Source organism: Streptomyces sp. NPDC048270 (assembly GCF_040652335.1).
In the GTDB taxonomy this organism is placed as follows: Bacteria; Actinomycetota; Actinomycetes; order Streptomycetales; family Streptomycetaceae; genus Streptomyces.
In genome coordinates, this window is the sequence record NZ_JBEZLV010000050.1 from 1 (window position 1) to 15,793 (window position 15,793).

Sequence of the window (15,793 nt, forward strand, 5' to 3'; positions counted from 1 at the left end):
GTGCAGGAGGGTCCCCGCAGGACGAGCGCGCAACCAGAGCCGCACCTGCGTAGCCGGGGCTTCGTGCGCGAGCCGAGGAGACACTCCGGAGCGGCGCCGCCCCACCCCCCGACCCGGGCAGGCGAGGGGATCGGGACTGCCCGTCCGGAGCCGGGCGTGGGGTGGGGGCGTGCAGGAGGGTCCCCGCAGGACGAGCGCGCGACCTGGGTCGTGCTTGCGTAGCCGAGGGTTGGTGCGCGAGCCGAGGAGGGACTCCGGAGCGGCGCCGGAGCACCCCCCCGACCCGGGCAGGTGGGGGGATCGGGACTGCCCGGCCGGAGTCGGGCGTGGGGTGGGGGCGTGTAGGAGGGTCCCCGCCGGACGAGCGCGCGACCTGGGGCGTGTTTGCGTAGCCGGGGGTTGGTGCGCGAGCCGAGGAGGCACTCCGGAGCACCCCCGACCCGGGCAGGTGGGGGATCGGGCCGCCGGTCGGAGCGGGCTCGAGCTACCCCCGGGTCAGGTGGGGACCGGGGCTTGGCGTTCGGGGCGGCCTTGCCGCACCCCGACCCGACCCCGCCCGGGAGGGCTAGCGGCGGCGGAGGACGCGCAAGGAGTCCGTCGCCGAGGTCTCCTCGAAGGCTCCCGAGGCCAGCGCGCGCAGGTAGATGCGGTACGGGGCCTGGCCCCCGTCGGCCGGGTCCGGGAAGACGTCGTGGATGACGAGCGTCCCGCCCACGGCCAGGTGCGGGGTCCAGCCCTCGTAGTCCCCGGCCGCGTGCTCGTCGGTGTGGCCGCCGTCGATGAAGACGAAGCCGAGCGGCCCGCCCCAGGCCGCCGCGACCTGCGGGGAACGGCCGACGATCGCGATCACGTGGTCCTCGAGACCGGCCCGGTGCAGGGTGCGCCGGAAGGTCGGCAGGGTGTCCATCAGGCCGACCTCCGGGTCCACGACCGTCGGGTCGTGGTACTCCCAGCCGGGCTGCTGCTCCTCGCTGCCCCGGTGGTGGTCGACGGTGATCGCCGAGACCCCGGCCTCGCGGGCCGCGTCGGCCAGCAGGATCGTCGAGCGCCCGCAGTACGTGCCGACCTCCAGCAGCGGCAGCCCGAGCGCCCCGGCCGCGACCGCGGCCTCGTACAGCGCGAGCCCCTCCCGTACGGGCATGAACCCCTTGGCCGCCTCGAAGGCGGCGAGGGTCTCCGGCTTGGGGGTGGGCATGGTTCCTCCGGCGGTGAGTGCGTGGCGGGCTGGCGGGTGGGTCCCGTGTGGCGGCCCATGGTGCCCTACCGCCGAGTAGTGGTCCATGCCGGGGCACCCGTCAGCGGGCGAAGTGGGCGCCGAAGGCGAGTCCCGGGGTCGCGGTCAGGCCGGCCTGCGCGGGCAGGATCAGACGGGCGCCGGGAGCGCCGACCTTCGCGCCGTTGGACGGCAGGTAGGTGACCGAGCCGCTGTTGACCCCGTCCGCGTCGGAGGCCCCGACGACCAGGTCCGCCCTGCCGTCCTCGTTCGCGTCCGTCAGCAGGACCTCGATGCCGAACTGCTCGGCCCGCCGCGCATCCCCCGGCACCCCGGCCGAGGTGCGGTTGACCGCCTGCACGCCGGTGCCCGTGACCAGCCCGGCCGCCGACCCCCGGAACACGTGCACCCCGCCGGCGAGCGGTACCGGGTCGAGGGACTCCCCGTGGGACCCGACCGCCAGGTCCTGGTACCCGTCGCCGTCGACGTCGCCGAACGCGACGGACACGCCGAAGTCGTCGCCCTGCTCGCTCGCGCCGGGCACTCCGGGCGTGTTCTGGTCGATGACGACCGGGGTGGCGGACGGCCCGGCGGCCGAGCCGTAGGCGACGAGGATCCGGCCGCCCTTGCCCCCCGACCTGTCACCGATGACGACGTCGCCGTAGCCGTCGCCGTTGATGTCCCCGACGGCCTCCTCGTGGCCGGCCCCGAGGGGCTTCGCGGCGTCGGGGAGGAGGCCGGCGGGGCTGCCGGGCACGTAGTGGTTCAGGCTGGACACCACGCCCGCCAGTACCAGGTCGTCGCGCCCGTCGCCGTTGACGTCCCCGCTCGCGATGCCTTCCAGGTACTGCGTGAGGCGGAAGCCCAGCTGGGTCCTCGCGGGCGCGGCCCGCGGGCCGGACCGGGTGATGTTCCTGAACGTGTAGAGCACGCCGTCCGCCGTCGCGTCGGTCGACGCGGCCACGACGAGCTCGTCCCTGCCGTCCCCGTCGAAGTCGCCCGCGGCGAGCTTTCCGCCCCACGTCCGCCGGTTCTGCAGGGTGGGACTGGCGAGCTTGTCGGGGTCGTCGAGCGTGACCGCACCGGTCAGGCCCTCCTTGGACCCCCACACGACGGTGAGCAGCCCCGCCTGGGCGTTCTCTCCGTGCGCCGTCACGGCCAGGTCGAAGAAGCCGTCGCCGTCGAAGTCACCGGCCACGGAGACGCCGCCGAAGCCGTCATGGGCCTCCGGGGCGTCGGGTATCCCGGACACGCCCTGGGCGAGGACCTGCCGCTCGGCCGCCGCGACCCCGGTGGCGGACCCGAAGAGCACGACCGCCTGGCCCGCCCCCTTCACCCCGCCGACGTGCGCGTACGGCGTGCCCACGACGACGTCGGCGAACCCGTCGCCGTTGAAGTCGGCCTTCGGCGCGGGCGCGGGCCCCGGTGCGGCCGCCGCCGTCCCCGCCGGCAGGAGCAGGCCGCCGCCGCCGACGGCGGCGGCCACGGTGAGGGCGGCGAGGGCGGTGCGCAACTTCGGTCGCATGCAGGGTCCTTCGGATCAGCAGGGAGATCGCTGGGTAGACCGGCCGTGCCGACTCATGGTTGTACGCGGCGAGGGTGTTTCGCGTCGCACTCGAACCACACCGTCTTGCCGGGCTCCTGCGCCAGCGTGCCCCAGCGGTCGGTGACCGCCTCGACCAGCAGCAGCCCCCGCCCGCCCTCGGCGAGGGCGTCGCCGACGTGTACCGGGTGCGGCGGGCGGGAGTCCGCGTCCGCCACCTCGACCCGCAGCCCTTCCGGCCGGCGCAGGATCAGCACGGTGCACCGGCGTCCGGGGACGTGGCGGACGACGTTGGCGACCAGCTCGGTCAGCGCGAGCTCGGCGTCCTCGGCCATCTCGGCGAGCTCCCAGCGTTCCAGGAAGCTCCGCAGGATCCGCCGCATGTGCCGGGCCGAGTGCTCACCGACGGTGAAGCCCATCCGGTAGCTGCCGCCAATGTCCGCCGCTGAGGCGTCAGTTGCGTGATTCATGTCACCAGAGTGAGACGCCGTGGTTACGCTCGGCTACGGGCTGAAACGAACGCCGCACCGTGTGAACTTGGGGGTGACCGCCTCATGGTCAACATCCGTGATCTGGACCCCAGCGCCTCGCCGCTGGACTACTACGGCGCGGAACTGCGCCGCCTCAGGGAGGACGCGCGGCTCAAGCAGGGCCAGCTGGGCGACATCATCTTCTGTACGGCCTCGCTCATCGGGCAGATCGAGACGGCCAGGAAGGTCCCGACACGGGACTTCTCGGAACGGGTGGACGCCGCGCTGGGCACCGGTGGTGTGTTCTCCCGACTGGTGGGCCTGGTGCTGAGGAGTCAGCTGCCGGGTTGGTTCCAAGCGTATGCGGAGATGGAGGCGAAGGCGGCCTATATCTCGACGTACCAAGCGCAGATGGTCTACGGGCTGTTGCAGACGGAGGCATACGCGCGGGCCGTACTGGCTTCAGGTCTGCCGGACCGACTTGACGAGTTGGTTGCGGCTCGGATGGAGCGTCATCGGATCCTGAGCCGGGAGCGTCCTCCCATGGTGTGGGTGGTCCTGGATGAGGCCGCGCTCTACCGGCCGATCGGTGGCGCGGGTGTCATGCGGAACCAACTTGCCCACTTGTTGAGTTTCCGAGACAGGCGTTGGGTCAGGATCCAGGTGCTTCCCTTCGCAGCAGGCGAACACGCCAGCCTCATTGGGTCGTTCAACACCCTTCGGTTCGAGGACGACCCTGATCTCGTCTACACAGAGGACCTCGTCTCCGGCCACATGACGGCCAACCCTGGAGCGGTCAAGGAGGCCGCCCTTCGTTACGCTCTCTTGCAGGCTGCTGCCCTCTCGGTAGAGGACTCGGCCGCATTGATCGTCCGCGTAATGGAGGAGCGATATGGGCACCAGCCAGGACCTGACCGGCGCGCGGTGGCGTAAGTCCAGCTTCAGCGGCAACACCGGCGGCGACTGCGTCGAGTGCGCCCCCCTCGACGGCGCCGCCTGGCAGAAGTCCTCGTACAGCGGGGACACAGGCGGCCAGTGTGTCGAGGTGGCGGCCACCCCCCGCCTCGTCGCCGTCCGGGACTCCAAGAACCCCGACGGCCCCGTCTTCACCGTCGGGGCGGTCGCCTTCCGGGCCTTCGTCGGGGGCCTGTCTGCATGAGGGCCTTGGGGTCGGGCGACCCCGCGCACGCGGGCCCGTTCCGGTGCGTCGCGGTGCTCGGGCAGGGCGGTATGGGGCGGGTGCTGTTGTGCGCGGGGCCCGACGGGCGGCTCGTGGCCGTCAAGCAGGTGCTCGCGCACTTCGCCGACGACGAGGGGTTCCGGGCTCGGTTCCGGCGTGAGGTGGCCGCCTCGCGCAAGGTCTCCGGGGCCTATACGGCAGCCGTGATGGACGCCGATCCGGACGCTGTGACGCCGTGGCTGGCCTCGGTGTTCGTGGCGGGGCCCTCCCTGGGGGCGGTGGTCAAGGAGGGCGGGGTGTTGGACGGGGCCGCCGTCCACCGGCTCGCGGCAGGGCTGGCCTCGGCCCTGGCGGAGATCCACCGGGCGGGGCTGGTCCACCGGGACCTCAAGCCCGACAACGTGCTCCTCACCGAGGACGGGGTGCGCGTCATCGACTTCGGGATCGCGCGGGCCACCAAGGGCGTGTCGGAGGGCGAGACCGGGCTGACACGCACCGGCTGGGTGATCGGTTCGCCCGCGTTCATGTCGCCCGAGCAGGCCGAGAGCAAGCCGCCGACCCCGGCGAGCGATGTGTTCTCGCTCGGGTCGGTGCTGGTCATGGCGGTGACGGGCAGCAGCCCCTTCGCCGGGGCCTCGACCCTCCGGACGCTCTACGACGTCGTGCATTCCGAGCCCGACCTCAGCGCCGTGCCCGCCGGGCTGCGCGGGATCGTGGAGCGGTGCCTGGCCAAGGATCCTGCCGCGCGGCCGACCCCGGCGCAGCTGCTGGAACTCCTCGGGCCGGTCGCTCCGGCGGGCCGGCCGTGGCCTGCCGCCGTGTACCGGATGCTGGCCGCGCAGCGGGAGGACATCGACCGGCTGCTCGCCGGCGGACCGGCGGACGCGATCACGGCGCCGCCCGGGCCGGAGCCGGAGGTCCGGGCCGAGCCGGAGCCCGAGCCGGCGGCCGAGGGTACGCCGGGCGTCCCGCCCCGGCCGACCGTGCCGCAGCGCCGGGCGCCGCGGCTGCGGCAGCGCACCGTGGCCCTGTCGGCCGCCGGGGCGCTCGCCGCGTCGGGCCTCGGCGTGGGCGTGTACGCCATGGACTGGGACGCGGCCGGCTCTCCCGCCGCGTACGCCGCCGCACCGGCCTGCCCGGAGGCGACCGGGCGCATCGCGCTGGCCGGGCGGGAGTCGACGGAGGACTACCGCAGCGCGAACGGCCGGCAGGCGCAGACGGCGTGCTCCTGGTACGACCACGTGGCCGGCCGGCGGATCGCGCTGGTCCGGTGGGACGTCAGGCACGGCGGTGACGACGTCTCCAACGCCAGGCTCCAGCAGAGCGGCTTCGCCCAGGAGGCGGCCCGGGGGACGCGCGTGAACAACCTGGGGTTCGGCGACGGGGCGTACTGGCAGTCCACCGGCACCGAGTGGACCTGCGCGCTCTCCGTCCGGCACGGCAACCTCGTGGTGTGGGTGGGCCTGTACCGGCCCGGAGGGTGCGAGGCCAAGGCCAAGGAGGTCGCCAAGGCGGCGCTCGCGGCGGTGCCCAGGGCCTGACCCGTCTCTCAGTCGAAGAGGTCCAGCAGGTCCGGCGTTCCGCCGGCGGCGGCGGACCGGGCCCGCATCGGGCGCGGCTCCGGATAGGTCTCCGCCGCGGCCCTGGCGCGGACGGCTTCCGGCCCCCCGCACTCCGCGACCGCGAAGGCGCCGAAGACCTCGGCGAACGCGGCCGGGTCGCGGAACTCCACGCCGAAGGCCCGGCCGTCCCGGAGCGGCACCCACATCACCCGGTCGCGCCGCGGCCACTGCGCCACCGGCTGGTCGTCCGCGGTCGAGCGGCCCTCCAGCCACAGCCGTGCCACGTGCAACAGGTTGACCTGCTCCATGGACAGCCGCCTGCGCCGTACGCGCAGTTCCCGCGTCGTGAGGGTGACCTGCTGGTCCTTCCTCGCGTACCAGACGACGCCGATCCCGAACGTCCCCCACAGCAGGATGCCGATCATCGGCAGGACCAGGGCGTCGCCCCAGGACCGGAGCAGCCCGCCGTCCAGCAGGTAGAGGGCCCCGAAGAACAGGGCCCACTTCGCCGTCATCCGCCAGAACCCGCTGCTCTGCCGGTACAGGATCCGCTGTTTCGTCGCCAGTGCCATGCCCGCACGGTATCCGCAGCCGGCCGACCCCCTGAGGGCGGACCCCGCCGGCGGGCGGCGCCGGTCCGGAAGTCGATCCGGGCCGCCTTCTGACCTTCCGTCAGATTGGAACGTGTTCTAGTCTGCCGCGCATGGGCATCGGAATCACGCAAGAGCAGCGGGAGTTGGCCGAGGCGGTGCGCGGATGGGTGGCGCGGACCGTCCCGCCCGAGGAGGTGCGCAAGTTCCTGGACACCCCGCCGCAGACCGGGGCGCGGCCCGCCTACTGGGACGCGATGGGCGCGCAGGGGCTGCTGGAGCCGCACCTGGAGGGCGGTACCCTCCTCGACCTGGCGGTCGTCGTCGAGGAGGCCGCCCGGGCGGCGCTGCCCGGGGCGTACCTGCCGAGCGCGCTGGCCTCCGTCCTGCTGGAGCGGGCCGGGGCCGAGCCGCTCGACGGCCGGGTCGGGGCGGTCGCCCTCGGCCCCGGGACCCTGACCGCCGTCGCCGTCGAGGGCGGCGGGTACCTGCTCGACGGCGCCGCGCCCCCGGTGCTCGGCGCGGGCGAGGCCGACGTGGTGCTGCTCGCCGCCGAGGCCGCGCACGGCACCCGCTGGTTCGCCGTGGACGCCGCCGCGCTGGACATCCGTACGCACGAGAGCGCCGACCCGACCCGGCCCACCGCCGAGGTGCACGCCCGCGGGGTCACCGCCCCGCCGGGCAGGGTGCTGGAACTGGACGCGGCCCTGGTGCGGGACCTGGCCTGCGCCCTCTTCGCCGCCGACGCCTGCGGCACCGCCGCCTGGGCGCTGCACACGGCCGCCGAGTACGCCAAGGTGCGCGAGCAGTTCGGCCGGCCCATCGGGCAGTTCCAGGGCGTCAAACACCTGTGCGCCGACATGCTGGTGCGCCTGGAGCAGGCCAGGGCGCTGGCCTGGGACGCGGCGCGGGCGATGGACGAGCCGGCGGAGGTGCGCTCGCTCGTCGCGGCGCTGGCCGCCGGGACCGCGCTGGACGCCGCGTACTCCTGCGCCAAGGACTGCATCCAGGTGCTCGGCGGGATCGGGTTCACCTGGGAGCACGATGCCCACGTCTTCCTGCGCCGGGCCCTGGTCGCCCGCCAGCTCCTCGGGCCGGGCGACGGGCACCGGGTACGGGCCGTGCGGCTCGCGGCGGCGGGCGCCCGGCGGGAGCTGCGGCTGCGGCTGCCCGAGGAGAGCCGGCGCGAAGCCGAGACCCACCGGGCGCGGGCACGGGCCGCCATCGAGGACGCGCGCGGGCTCGACCCGGCGGCCGCCCGGCGGATCCTGGCCCCCACCGGCTATGCGGCCCCCTACCTGCCGCCCCCGTACGGCCTGGGCGCGGGGCCCGTCGAGCAGCTCGTCGTCCAGCAGGAGCTGCGCGCGGCCGGGGTCAAGCTCGCCGACCTCGGCATCGCCACCTGGGTGGTGCCCTCGCTGCTCGCCTACGGGACGGACGCGCAGCGCGAGGCCTACGTCCTGCCGACGCTGCGCGGGGACGTGACCTGGTGCCAGCTCTTCTCCGAGCCGGGGGCGGGCTCCGACCTGGCCTCGCTGCGGACGCGGGCCGAGCGCGGGCAGGACGGCTCCTGGAGGGTCAACGGGCAGAAGGTGTGGACGAGTTCCGCGCACAGCGCCGATTTCGGGATCCTGCTGGCCCGGACGGACCCGGCCGCGCCCAAGCACAAGGGGCTCGGCTACTTCGTCGTCGACATGAAGCGCACGCCCGGTATCGATGTCCGGCCGCTGAAGGAGATCACGGGCGAGGCCCTCTTCAACGAGGTGTACTTCGACGACGTGGTGCTCCCGGCGGACGCGCTGGTCGGGGCGGCCGACGGCGGGTGGAAGGTCGCCCGCAACACCCTCGGCAACGAGCGCGTCCACATGGCCGACCAGATGACCTTCGACACCGGCCTGGAGGCGCTGCTGGCCCGCTCGGGCGAGCTCGACGGCGCCCACCGGGCCCGGATCGGGGCGCTGGCCGCCGAGGCGCACGCGCTGGCCTGCATCGGGCTGCGCACCACCCTCCAGCAGGTGTCGGGACTGGAGCCGGGCGCGGGTGCCTCCGTACGCAAACTCGTGCAGACCCCGCACCAGCAGCGGACCGCCGAGCTCGCGCTCGAACTGCTGGGTCCGGCGGGCGCGGTGCGGGAGGGGGCGGGGGAGCGGGCGGTGCACGGCATGCTCATGTCCCGCTGCCTGACCATCGCCGGGGGCACCACGCAGGTCCAGCTCAACGTCGTCGCCGAGCGGATGCTCGGCCTACCCAGGGACTAGGAGTTGTCGGGCATGAAGTCGTACATCGTGGGCGTCGGCATGACGAAGTTCGAGAAGCCGGAGTCGCGGGACTGGCAGTACTGGGACATGGCCAAGGAGGCGGGGACGGCGGCGCTGGCGGACGCCGGGGTGGACTACGGGCTGGTGGAGCAGGTGCCGGTGGGCTACTGCTTCCAGGCGTCCACGGCCGGCCAGCGGGCGGCGTACGAGCTGGGGCTGAGCGGGGTCCCGGTCTACAACGTGAACAACAACTGCGCCACCGGGTCGACGGCGCTGATGATGGCGCGGCAGTTCGTGGAGGGCGGGCTGAACGACTGCGTGCTGGCACTGGGCTTCGAGAAGATGAAGCGCGGAGCGCTGGGCGGCGGGGCCGACGGCGGGGACTTCACGACGTCGCCGGTGGCCCGGCACTACGGGATCATGGCGGCGGCGCACGGCTTCGAGATGTCCCCGCCCACCGCGCAGATCTTCGGGAACGCGGCGCGCGAGCACATGGAGCGGTACGGCACCACGGCCGCGCAGCTCGCGGCGGTCGGCGCGAAGAACCACCGGCACTCGGCGAACAACCCGAACGCGCAGTTCCAGGACGTGTACTCGGTGGAGGAGATCCTGGCGGCCAAGGAGATCCACACGCCGCTGACGAAGCTCCAGTGCTCGCCGACGTCGGACGGGGCAGCGGCGGCGCTCGTCGTGTCCGAGCGGTTCGTGGTGCGGCACGGGCTGCACGACAAGGCGGTGGAGATCGTCGCCCAGTCGATGACGACGGACACGGCGGCCAGCTTCGCCGGCTCGTGCATCGACGTCGTCGGCAAGCCGATGACCGCGGCCGCGGCCCGCCAGGTGTACGAGGCCTCCGGGCTCGGCATCGAGGACGTGGACGTCATCGAGCTGCACGACTGCTTCTCGGTCAACGAGCTGCTGACCTACGAGGCGCTCGGCATGTGCGAGGACGGGGCCTCCGGCAAGCTCGTCGAGAGCGGCGCCACCACCTACGGCGGCCGCTGGGTCGTGAACCCCTCGGGCGGCCTGATCTCCAAGGGCCACCCGCTGGGCGCGACGGGGCTCGCGCAGGCGGCGGAGCTGGTGTGGCAGCTGCGCGGGGAGGCCGGCCCCCGCCAGGTCCCCGGCGCGGGCGTGGGCCTCGCCCACAACATCGGGCTGGGCGGGGCCGCGGTGGTGACGCTGCTGAGGCGCTAGGCGTGCCGCGGGGCGGGCACGTTCGCGTGGCGCGCCCCGGGGCAGGAGCCGAGAATGGGAGGGCCGGACCACGCCCTGCGGCGTCGCCCGCGCCGGGGAACGCGCGAGCGGGCGGGCGGGGCTGGTCAGGGTCCACGGGCTCCAGGGGACTGCAGGTGAGGGCGCATGTGCCGATGGCTCGCGTATTCAGGAACACCGATGTTGCTCGACACCATCCTGTACAAACCCGTGCACTCGCTGATCGATCAGAGCCTGCACTCGAAGCTGGGTGTGGAGACGACGAACGGCGACGGCTTCGGCGTCGGGTGGTACACCGAGACGGAGGAGACCGACACCCCGGCCGTGCTGCGGGACATCGGCCCCGCGTGGAACAACCGCAACCTGCGGGAGATCGCGGACCACGTGCGCTCCCCGCTCTTCTTCGCGCACATCCGGGCCTCGACCGGCACGGCCGTGCAGCAGACGAACTCGCACCCCTTCCGGCACGGACGCTGGATGTTCATGCACAACGGGGCCATCGCGGGGTTCCACCTCATGCGCCGCGAGCTGTGCCTGCTCGTCGATCCGGCCCTGTTCGCCGACATCGAGGGGACGACGGACTCCGAGGTGATGTTCTACCTGGCCCTCACGTTCGGCCTGGAGGACGACCCGCCGGCCGCCGTCGCCGCGATGGCGGGCGTGGTGGAGCGGGCGGGCCGCGCGCACGGGGTGGAGTTCCCGCTCCAGATGACCCTCGCCGTCACCGACGGCCAACGCGTGTGGGCCTTCCGCTACTCCAGCGAGCGCAAGTCCCGGTCGCTGTTCTACAGCAGCCGGGTCGAGACGCTGCGCAGGCTGCACCCCGACCTGACGTACCTGAAGGACATCTCCGACGAGACCCGGCTCATCGTGTCCGAGCCCCTCGGTGATCTGCCCGGCGCCTGGAACGAGGTGCCGGAGAGCAGCTACGGCATCGTGCAGCCGGGGGCGGACGCGCTGTTCCCCTTCACCCCGACGGGGGCGTGAGGGGCCTTTGGCGGCGCGGGTCCCGCCCCGCGCCGCGCGCCCTACGGCCCGGCCAGCGCCGGGTCGATCACCGTCTCGCCCTGGGAAGCGCGCCGCAGGGCGTCCGCCAGGTCCTCGACGGGGCCGTCGCGCAGGACCAGCCCGGCCGCGCCCGCCGCGAGCGCCGCGTCCAGCGCGCCCGGCCGGGCCGAGCCGGCCAGGACCAGGACCCGGCATTCCGCGTCGTCCGCCAGTAGTGCGGCGACGGCGTCCGCGTCCTCGACCAGGGCCACCGCCGGACGGGCCGTCATGTCCCGTACGACCTCGATGTCGGGCTGCAGGCCGAGCTGGAGCGCCAGGGCCGGGTTCGGCGGATGGAGCAGGACGCGCAGGGATCGGGCAGGGCGGTGCGCAACGGGCATTTCGTCCACCGGGGCAGCCTATCTGACGCGAAGTCAGGAGTCTTCCCAAGTGCTGGGGCGTGCGTTATACATTCCTTCACCGGCCCTAGAACGCGTTCTAGAACGTCCCGCGGGCCGGCCCGCATACGACCTCGGTGCGGCCGACGGTGCGGACGGCCGCACCGAGGTCTTCCAAGGCCCCCGTTTCCACGACAGGGAGCAGCATCCACATGCCGATCGATGCCGCCAAGGCCCTCGCCGCAGACCCCCGCCTGGGGGACATCGGCTGGGACCACAAGGACATCCAGCTCTACCACCTCGGCCTCGGCGCCGGTACCTCCTCCAACGGGCAGCGGGGAGCCACCGACCCCGACGAGCTGCGCTACACCCTGGAGTCCAAGCTCCACGTCCTCCCCAGCTTCGCCACCGTCGCCGGCGCCGGCATGGCCATGCTCGGCGGCCTCGGCCAGCCCGGCATCGAGGTCAACCTCGCCCACGTCCTGCACGGCGGCCACTCCATCGAGCTGCACCGGCCGATCCCCGTCAAGGGCCGGGCCACCTCCAGCTCCAAGGTCGCCGCCGTCTACGACAAGGGCAAGGCCGCCGTGATCGTGCTGCGCTCCGAGGTCGCGGACGCCGACGGGCCGCTGTGGACCAGCGACGCGCAGATCTTCGTACGCGGCGAGGGCGGGTTCGGCGGCGAGCGCGGGCCCTCCGTCCGCGAGGAACTGCCCGAGCGGGCGCCCGACCGGGTCGAGGAGCGCACCATCCGCGAGGAGCAGGCCCTGCTGTACCGGCTCTCGGGCGACTGGAACCCCCTGCACGCCGACCCCGAGTTCGCCAAGACGGCCGGCTTCGACCGGCCGATCCTGCACGGCCTGTGCTCGTACGGGATGACCCTCAAGGCCGTCGTCGACACGGCCCTCGGCGGGGACGTCTCCCGGGTCCGCGCCTACCGCACGCGCTTCGCCGGGATCGTCTTCCCCGGCGAGACCCTGCGCATCCGGATGTGGCAGGAGCCCGGCCGTGTCCTGGTGGCCGTGAGCGCCGCCGACCGCGACGACGCGCCCGTCCTCGCCGACACCGTCGTCGAACACTCCTAAGCACGCGACCGCAAGGACCTAAGGAGCCGCACCGTGCGCGCAGCACTGCAGAGCGAGATCGGCCAGGACAAGCTCGAGGTCGTCGACGACATGGAGGCCGTGGGCCTCGGCCCCGGCAAGGTCAAGATCCGGATCAAGGCCACCGGCCTGTGCCACTCCGACCTCTCCGCGATGAGCGGCATCCTGCCGCAGCCCGCCCCCTTCATCCCCGGCCACGAGGGCTCCGGAGTGATCTCCGACGTCGGCGACGGCGTCACCGGCCACCGGATCGGCGACCGGGTCCTCGTCTGCTGGCTGCCGCCGTGCGGCCACTGTCCGTCCTGCAAGCGCGGCCAGGGCCACCTGTGCCTGGCCAGCCTGGTCAACGCGGGCACCCCCAACTTCCGGCGCGCGGGCGGCGACATCTTCGGCTTCGCCGCCACCGGCACCTTCGCCGAGGAGCTCGTCGTCGACGCCTCCTGCGCCGTGCCGATCCCCGACGACGTGCCCTTCGACATCGCCGCGCTCATCGGCTGCGGGGTCACCACCGGCCTCGGCGCGGCCATCAACACGGCCAAGGTGGAGGCCGGTTCCTCGGTCGCCGTCATCGGCTGCGGCGGCGTCGGCATATCCGTCATCCAGGGCGCCAAGGTCCAGGGCGCGGCGCAGATCATCGCCGTCGACCCGGTGGAGTCGCGGCGCGCCGCGGCCCTGCGGTTCGGGGCCACCGAGGCGGTCGCGCCGGACGCCTTCGACGACGCCAAGAACCGGATCACCGGCGGCGAGGGCTTCGACTACGTCTTCGAGGTCGTCGGCAAGTCCGCCACCGCGCAGACCGCCTACAAGATGACCCGGCGCGGCGGCAGCGTGGTCATCGTCGGCGCGGGCGCCATGGACGACACCTACCAGATCGACATGTTCTCCCTGTTCTTCGACGAGAAGAAGATCCTCCCGTCCATGTACGGGGGCGGCGACGTCCTGCGGTCCTACGAGCGCACCATCGCGCTGTGGCGGGCCGGCCGGGTGGACCTGGAGGGCCTGATCACCCACCGGGTCCAGCTCGCCGAGATCAACGACGCGCTCGACCAGATGCGCACCGGCACGGCCCTGCGCACCTGCATCGAAATCTGACCCGTTCCACCGATTCCGAGGGGAACCGTACGGATGTCACTGCCACTTGAGGGGCTCAGCGCCATCGTCACCGGCGCCGGGCGGGGGCTCGGCCGGGCCGAGGCGGTCGAACTCGCGCGGCTCGGCGCGAGCGTGGTCGTCAACGACTTCGGGCAGCCCGGCCGGGACGGCTCCGGGGAGGCCTCGGCCGCCCCGGCGCAGGAGGTGGCCGCGGAGATCCGGGCCGCGGGCGGGCGGGCCGTCGCGCACCTGGGCGACGTGGCCGACTTCGAGCAGGCGCGGGAGCTGGTCGAGCTGGCCGTCGCCAGCTTCGGCAAGCTCGACATCCTGGTCAACAACGCGGGCATCCTGCGCGACCGGATGGTCTTCTCCATGTCGGAGGCGGAGTGGGACTCGGTGATCCGGGTCCACCTCAAGGGCCACTTCAACACCACCCACTTCGCGTCCGTGCACTGGCGGGAGCGGTCGAAGGCGGCGGGCGGCCCGGTCTACGGCCGGATCGTCAACACCTCCTCCGAGGCCTTCCTCGGCGGCTCGGCCGGGCAGCCGAACTACGCGGCGGCCAAGGGCGGCATCGTGGGCCTGACCACGTCCACCGCCCTGGCCCTCGCGAAGTACGGGGTGACGGCCAACGCGATCTGCCCGCGCGCCCGCACCCGGATGACCGAGGACGTCTTCGCCGGCTTCCAGGTCCCCGAGGAGGGCAAGCTGGACGCCCTCGCCCCCGAGCACGTCTCCCCGCTCGTCGGCTACCTGGCCTCACCCGCCTCGGCCAAGGCCAACGGCCAGCTGTTCGTCGTACACGGCGGGATCGTGGCCGTCATGGAACGCCCCAAGGTGGCCGCGAAGTTCGACACGACCAAGGAGGCCTTCTCCTACGAGGAGCTCGACGAGGTCCTGACCCCGCACTACGACTCCCGCCCGGCGAACGAGACCTTCGCCGCGACGGAGGTGCTGGGCCTCAAGCACGGCTGAGCGGCGCCTGCTGGAGCGGTACCGGACGGGGCGCGGGCGGCGGTGCGGGGTCCAGGCGGACCGGCGGGGGAGGGGCGGGCGGAAGGCTCAGCCCGAGGATCCCGCAGGGCACGTCCGGGGTCGCGTACGGCAGACGCAGGCGGCCCTCCGGGCTCCACAGCCCCGTACCGCCCAGCCAGCCCCGGGGCGCCCCGAGCCGGAAGACGTGCCGGTCGGCGGGGCGCCACAGGCCGATGTCGCCCTCGGGCAGCCGCAGTGCCACCCCGCAGGTCTCCGGCATCAGCGCCTGCCCCGGCTGCACCGCGAACGGGGTCGCGTCCCGGTGGCGCAGGCACTCCGGGAAGCGGACCGGCAGGGAGCTGCCCAGCACCCCCCAGCCCAGGCGCGGTTCGCCCGGAGCGTCGGAGCGGATCAGCAGCAGCCCGCTGTCGGGGTCGGCCAGCAGCAGCCGGTCCTCGCTGTCCTCCGCGATCTGCAGCAGCGGGGACACCTCCCCGCCGCGCTCCAGGTCCACGGCCACGGCCTTGGTGGTGCCGTCCAGCTCGCGGTCCAGGGCCAGCAGCCGGCCGGTCCGGTCCAGCCAGACGCCGCCGGAGCAGCGGCCCGGGACCTCGGCCACGCGCTGCGGCCCGAACGCGCCTCCGGTCACCTGCCAGACCGTGGTCCCGCCCTCGCCCGCGGCCAGCGCGAACGCGCCGCGCCCGTCCGGGGACGGCGGCAGCAGGCGGACCCGTACGCCCTCCTCCCGCTCCACCCCGCCCAGCTGGAGCTCGCCGGTGCGCGGCCCCGCCGCGGCGCCCGTCGGGTACAGCAGGGCGAAGGCGTGCCGGTCCGCCACCCGGCGGTGGATCAGCACCCGCCCGTCGGCCAGCGGCAGCACCTCGCTGTCGGCCTCCTCGGGCTGCGCGAGCGGCAGCGGCACCGCGTACGCCTCGGGCCCGGCCAGGGTCCAGCGCTCCGCGTAGAGCGCGTCGCCGTCCCCGGCGAGCCGGGCGGCGTACGCGCCGTCCGCGGCGATCGTGAACGGGGCCGTGCGCGTCGTTTCGATGGCACAGACAGTCATCCGTGCTTCACCTCCGGTGAGGAAGCTAGTTTTCGCACTTCCTGCCGAACAACACGACCAACCCCGCTTCACACGTACGGGTGGCCGGGCGGCGGTTCCCCGCGGGCCGCGCCCGGGATTGTGCTGCGCGGGAGCGGCGCGCCC

Annotated in this window: 15 protein-coding genes; 9 read left to right on the plus strand and 6 right to left on the minus strand. The window is 73.7% G+C overall.

The genetic code is table 11. The annotated features are described in order from the left end of the window. Positions 1-565: 565 nt before the first annotated feature. The 3 genes from AB0D66_RS30000 to AB0D66_RS30010 all read right to left on the minus strand — a co-directional run bounded on the left by AB0D66_RS30000 (position 566) and on the right by AB0D66_RS30010 (position 3,226). Positions 566-1,195, minus strand: coding sequence for a class I SAM-dependent methyltransferase (locus AB0D66_RS30000; protein WP_362310257.1), 630 nt, complete (start codon positions 1,193-1,195; stop codon positions 566-568). 100 nt (positions 1,196-1,295) lie between these two features. Then, positions 1,296-2,738: an FG-GAP-like repeat-containing protein gene (locus AB0D66_RS30005; RefSeq protein ID WP_362310260.1), complete on the minus strand. Its 1,443-nt coding sequence runs from the start codon at positions 2,736-2,738 to the stop codon at positions 1,296-1,298. Between the two features lie 53 nt (positions 2,739-2,791). Next, positions 2,792-3,226 carry an ATP-binding protein gene (locus tag AB0D66_RS30010; RefSeq protein WP_362310263.1) on the minus strand — a complete coding sequence of 145 codons (435 nt, stop codon included), beginning with the start codon at positions 3,224-3,226 and terminating at the stop codon, positions 2,792-2,794. A gap of 84 nt (positions 3,227-3,310) precedes the next feature. On the opposite strand from AB0D66_RS30010, the gene AB0D66_RS30015 reads away from it, so the two are divergent. Genes AB0D66_RS30015 through AB0D66_RS30025 form a run of 3 tightly spaced genes read left to right on the plus strand, consistent with a single transcriptional unit; the run spans position 3,311 to position 5,947 of the window. Beyond that, complete coding sequence (locus tag AB0D66_RS30015; protein WP_362310266.1) at positions 3,311-4,159, plus strand: helix-turn-helix transcriptional regulator; 849 nt, start codon at positions 3,311-3,313, stop codon at positions 4,157-4,159. Further along, complete coding sequence (locus AB0D66_RS30020) at positions 4,119-4,385, plus strand: DUF397 domain-containing protein (RefSeq protein ID WP_362310269.1); 267 nt, start codon at positions 4,119-4,121, stop codon at positions 4,383-4,385. Before AB0D66_RS30015 ends, AB0D66_RS30020 begins: the two co-directional genes overlap by 41 nt. Then, positions 4,382-5,947 (plus strand): serine/threonine-protein kinase, encoded by a 1,566-nt coding sequence (locus AB0D66_RS30025; RefSeq protein WP_362310272.1) that lies wholly within the window; start codon positions 4,382-4,384, stop codon positions 5,945-5,947. The genes AB0D66_RS30020 and AB0D66_RS30025 overlap by 4 nt, the downstream gene beginning before the upstream one ends. A gap of 8 nt (positions 5,948-5,955) precedes the next feature. On the opposite strand, the gene AB0D66_RS30030 is transcribed toward AB0D66_RS30025, so the two are convergent. After that, complete coding sequence (locus AB0D66_RS30030; RefSeq protein WP_362310275.1) at positions 5,956-6,540, minus strand: hypothetical protein; 585 nt, start codon at positions 6,538-6,540, stop codon at positions 5,956-5,958. 131 nt (positions 6,541-6,671) lie between these two features. Here AB0D66_RS30030 and AB0D66_RS30035 point away from each other — a divergent pair, with 131 nt between their 5' ends. The 3 genes from AB0D66_RS30035 (at position 6,672) to AB0D66_RS30045 (ending at position 11,018) form a co-directional block, all read left to right on the plus strand. Further along, positions 6,672-8,816 (plus strand): acyl-CoA dehydrogenase family protein, encoded by a 2,145-nt coding sequence (locus AB0D66_RS30035; protein ID WP_362310277.1) that lies wholly within the window; start codon positions 6,672-6,674, stop codon positions 8,814-8,816. A gap of 12 nt (positions 8,817-8,828) precedes the next feature. Next, positions 8,829-10,013 carry a lipid-transfer protein gene (locus AB0D66_RS30040; RefSeq protein WP_362310280.1) on the plus strand — a complete coding sequence of 395 codons (1,185 nt, stop codon included), beginning with the start codon at positions 8,829-8,831 and terminating at the stop codon, positions 10,011-10,013. 165 nt (positions 10,014-10,178) lie between these two features. Further along, entirely contained in the window at positions 10,179-11,018 is an 840-nt protein-coding gene (locus AB0D66_RS30045; protein ID WP_362310283.1) for a class II glutamine amidotransferase, read from the plus strand. A gap of 41 nt (positions 11,019-11,059) precedes the next feature. Here AB0D66_RS30045 and AB0D66_RS30050 read toward each other — a convergent pair whose 3' ends face one another. After that, positions 11,060-11,419: a DNA-binding response regulator gene (locus AB0D66_RS30050; RefSeq protein WP_362310328.1), complete on the minus strand. Its 360-nt coding sequence runs from the start codon at positions 11,417-11,419 to the stop codon at positions 11,060-11,062. Positions 11,420-11,628: 209 nt separating this feature from the next. Between AB0D66_RS30050 and AB0D66_RS30055 the strand changes: the two genes are divergently transcribed. Genes AB0D66_RS30055 through AB0D66_RS30065 form a run of 3 tightly spaced genes read left to right on the plus strand, consistent with a single transcriptional unit; the run spans position 11,629 to position 14,586 of the window. After that, positions 11,629-12,501 (plus strand): MaoC/PaaZ C-terminal domain-containing protein, encoded by an 873-nt coding sequence (locus AB0D66_RS30055; RefSeq protein WP_362310285.1) that lies wholly within the window; start codon positions 11,629-11,631, stop codon positions 12,499-12,501. 33 nt (positions 12,502-12,534) lie between these two features. Next, positions 12,535-13,611 carry a Zn-dependent alcohol dehydrogenase gene (locus tag AB0D66_RS30060; RefSeq protein ID WP_362310287.1) on the plus strand — a complete coding sequence of 359 codons (1,077 nt, stop codon included), beginning with the start codon at positions 12,535-12,537 and terminating at the stop codon, positions 13,609-13,611. A 33-nt stretch (positions 13,612-13,644) separates the two neighbouring features. Then, the gene (locus tag AB0D66_RS30065) at positions 13,645-14,586 is read left to right on the plus strand and encodes a 3-oxoacyl-ACP reductase (RefSeq protein WP_362310289.1); all 942 of its coding nucleotides are present in this window, start codon (positions 13,645-13,647) and stop codon (positions 14,584-14,586) included. Here the strand turns inward: AB0D66_RS30065 and AB0D66_RS30070 are convergent. Beyond that, on the minus strand, positions 14,573-15,649 hold the full coding sequence (locus AB0D66_RS30070; RefSeq protein ID WP_362310291.1) for a hypothetical protein: 1,077 nt from the start codon (positions 15,647-15,649) through the stop codon (positions 14,573-14,575). The two genes, AB0D66_RS30065 and AB0D66_RS30070, sit on opposite strands and share 14 nt — an antisense overlap. Between the last annotated feature and the right edge of the window lie 144 nt (positions 15,650-15,793).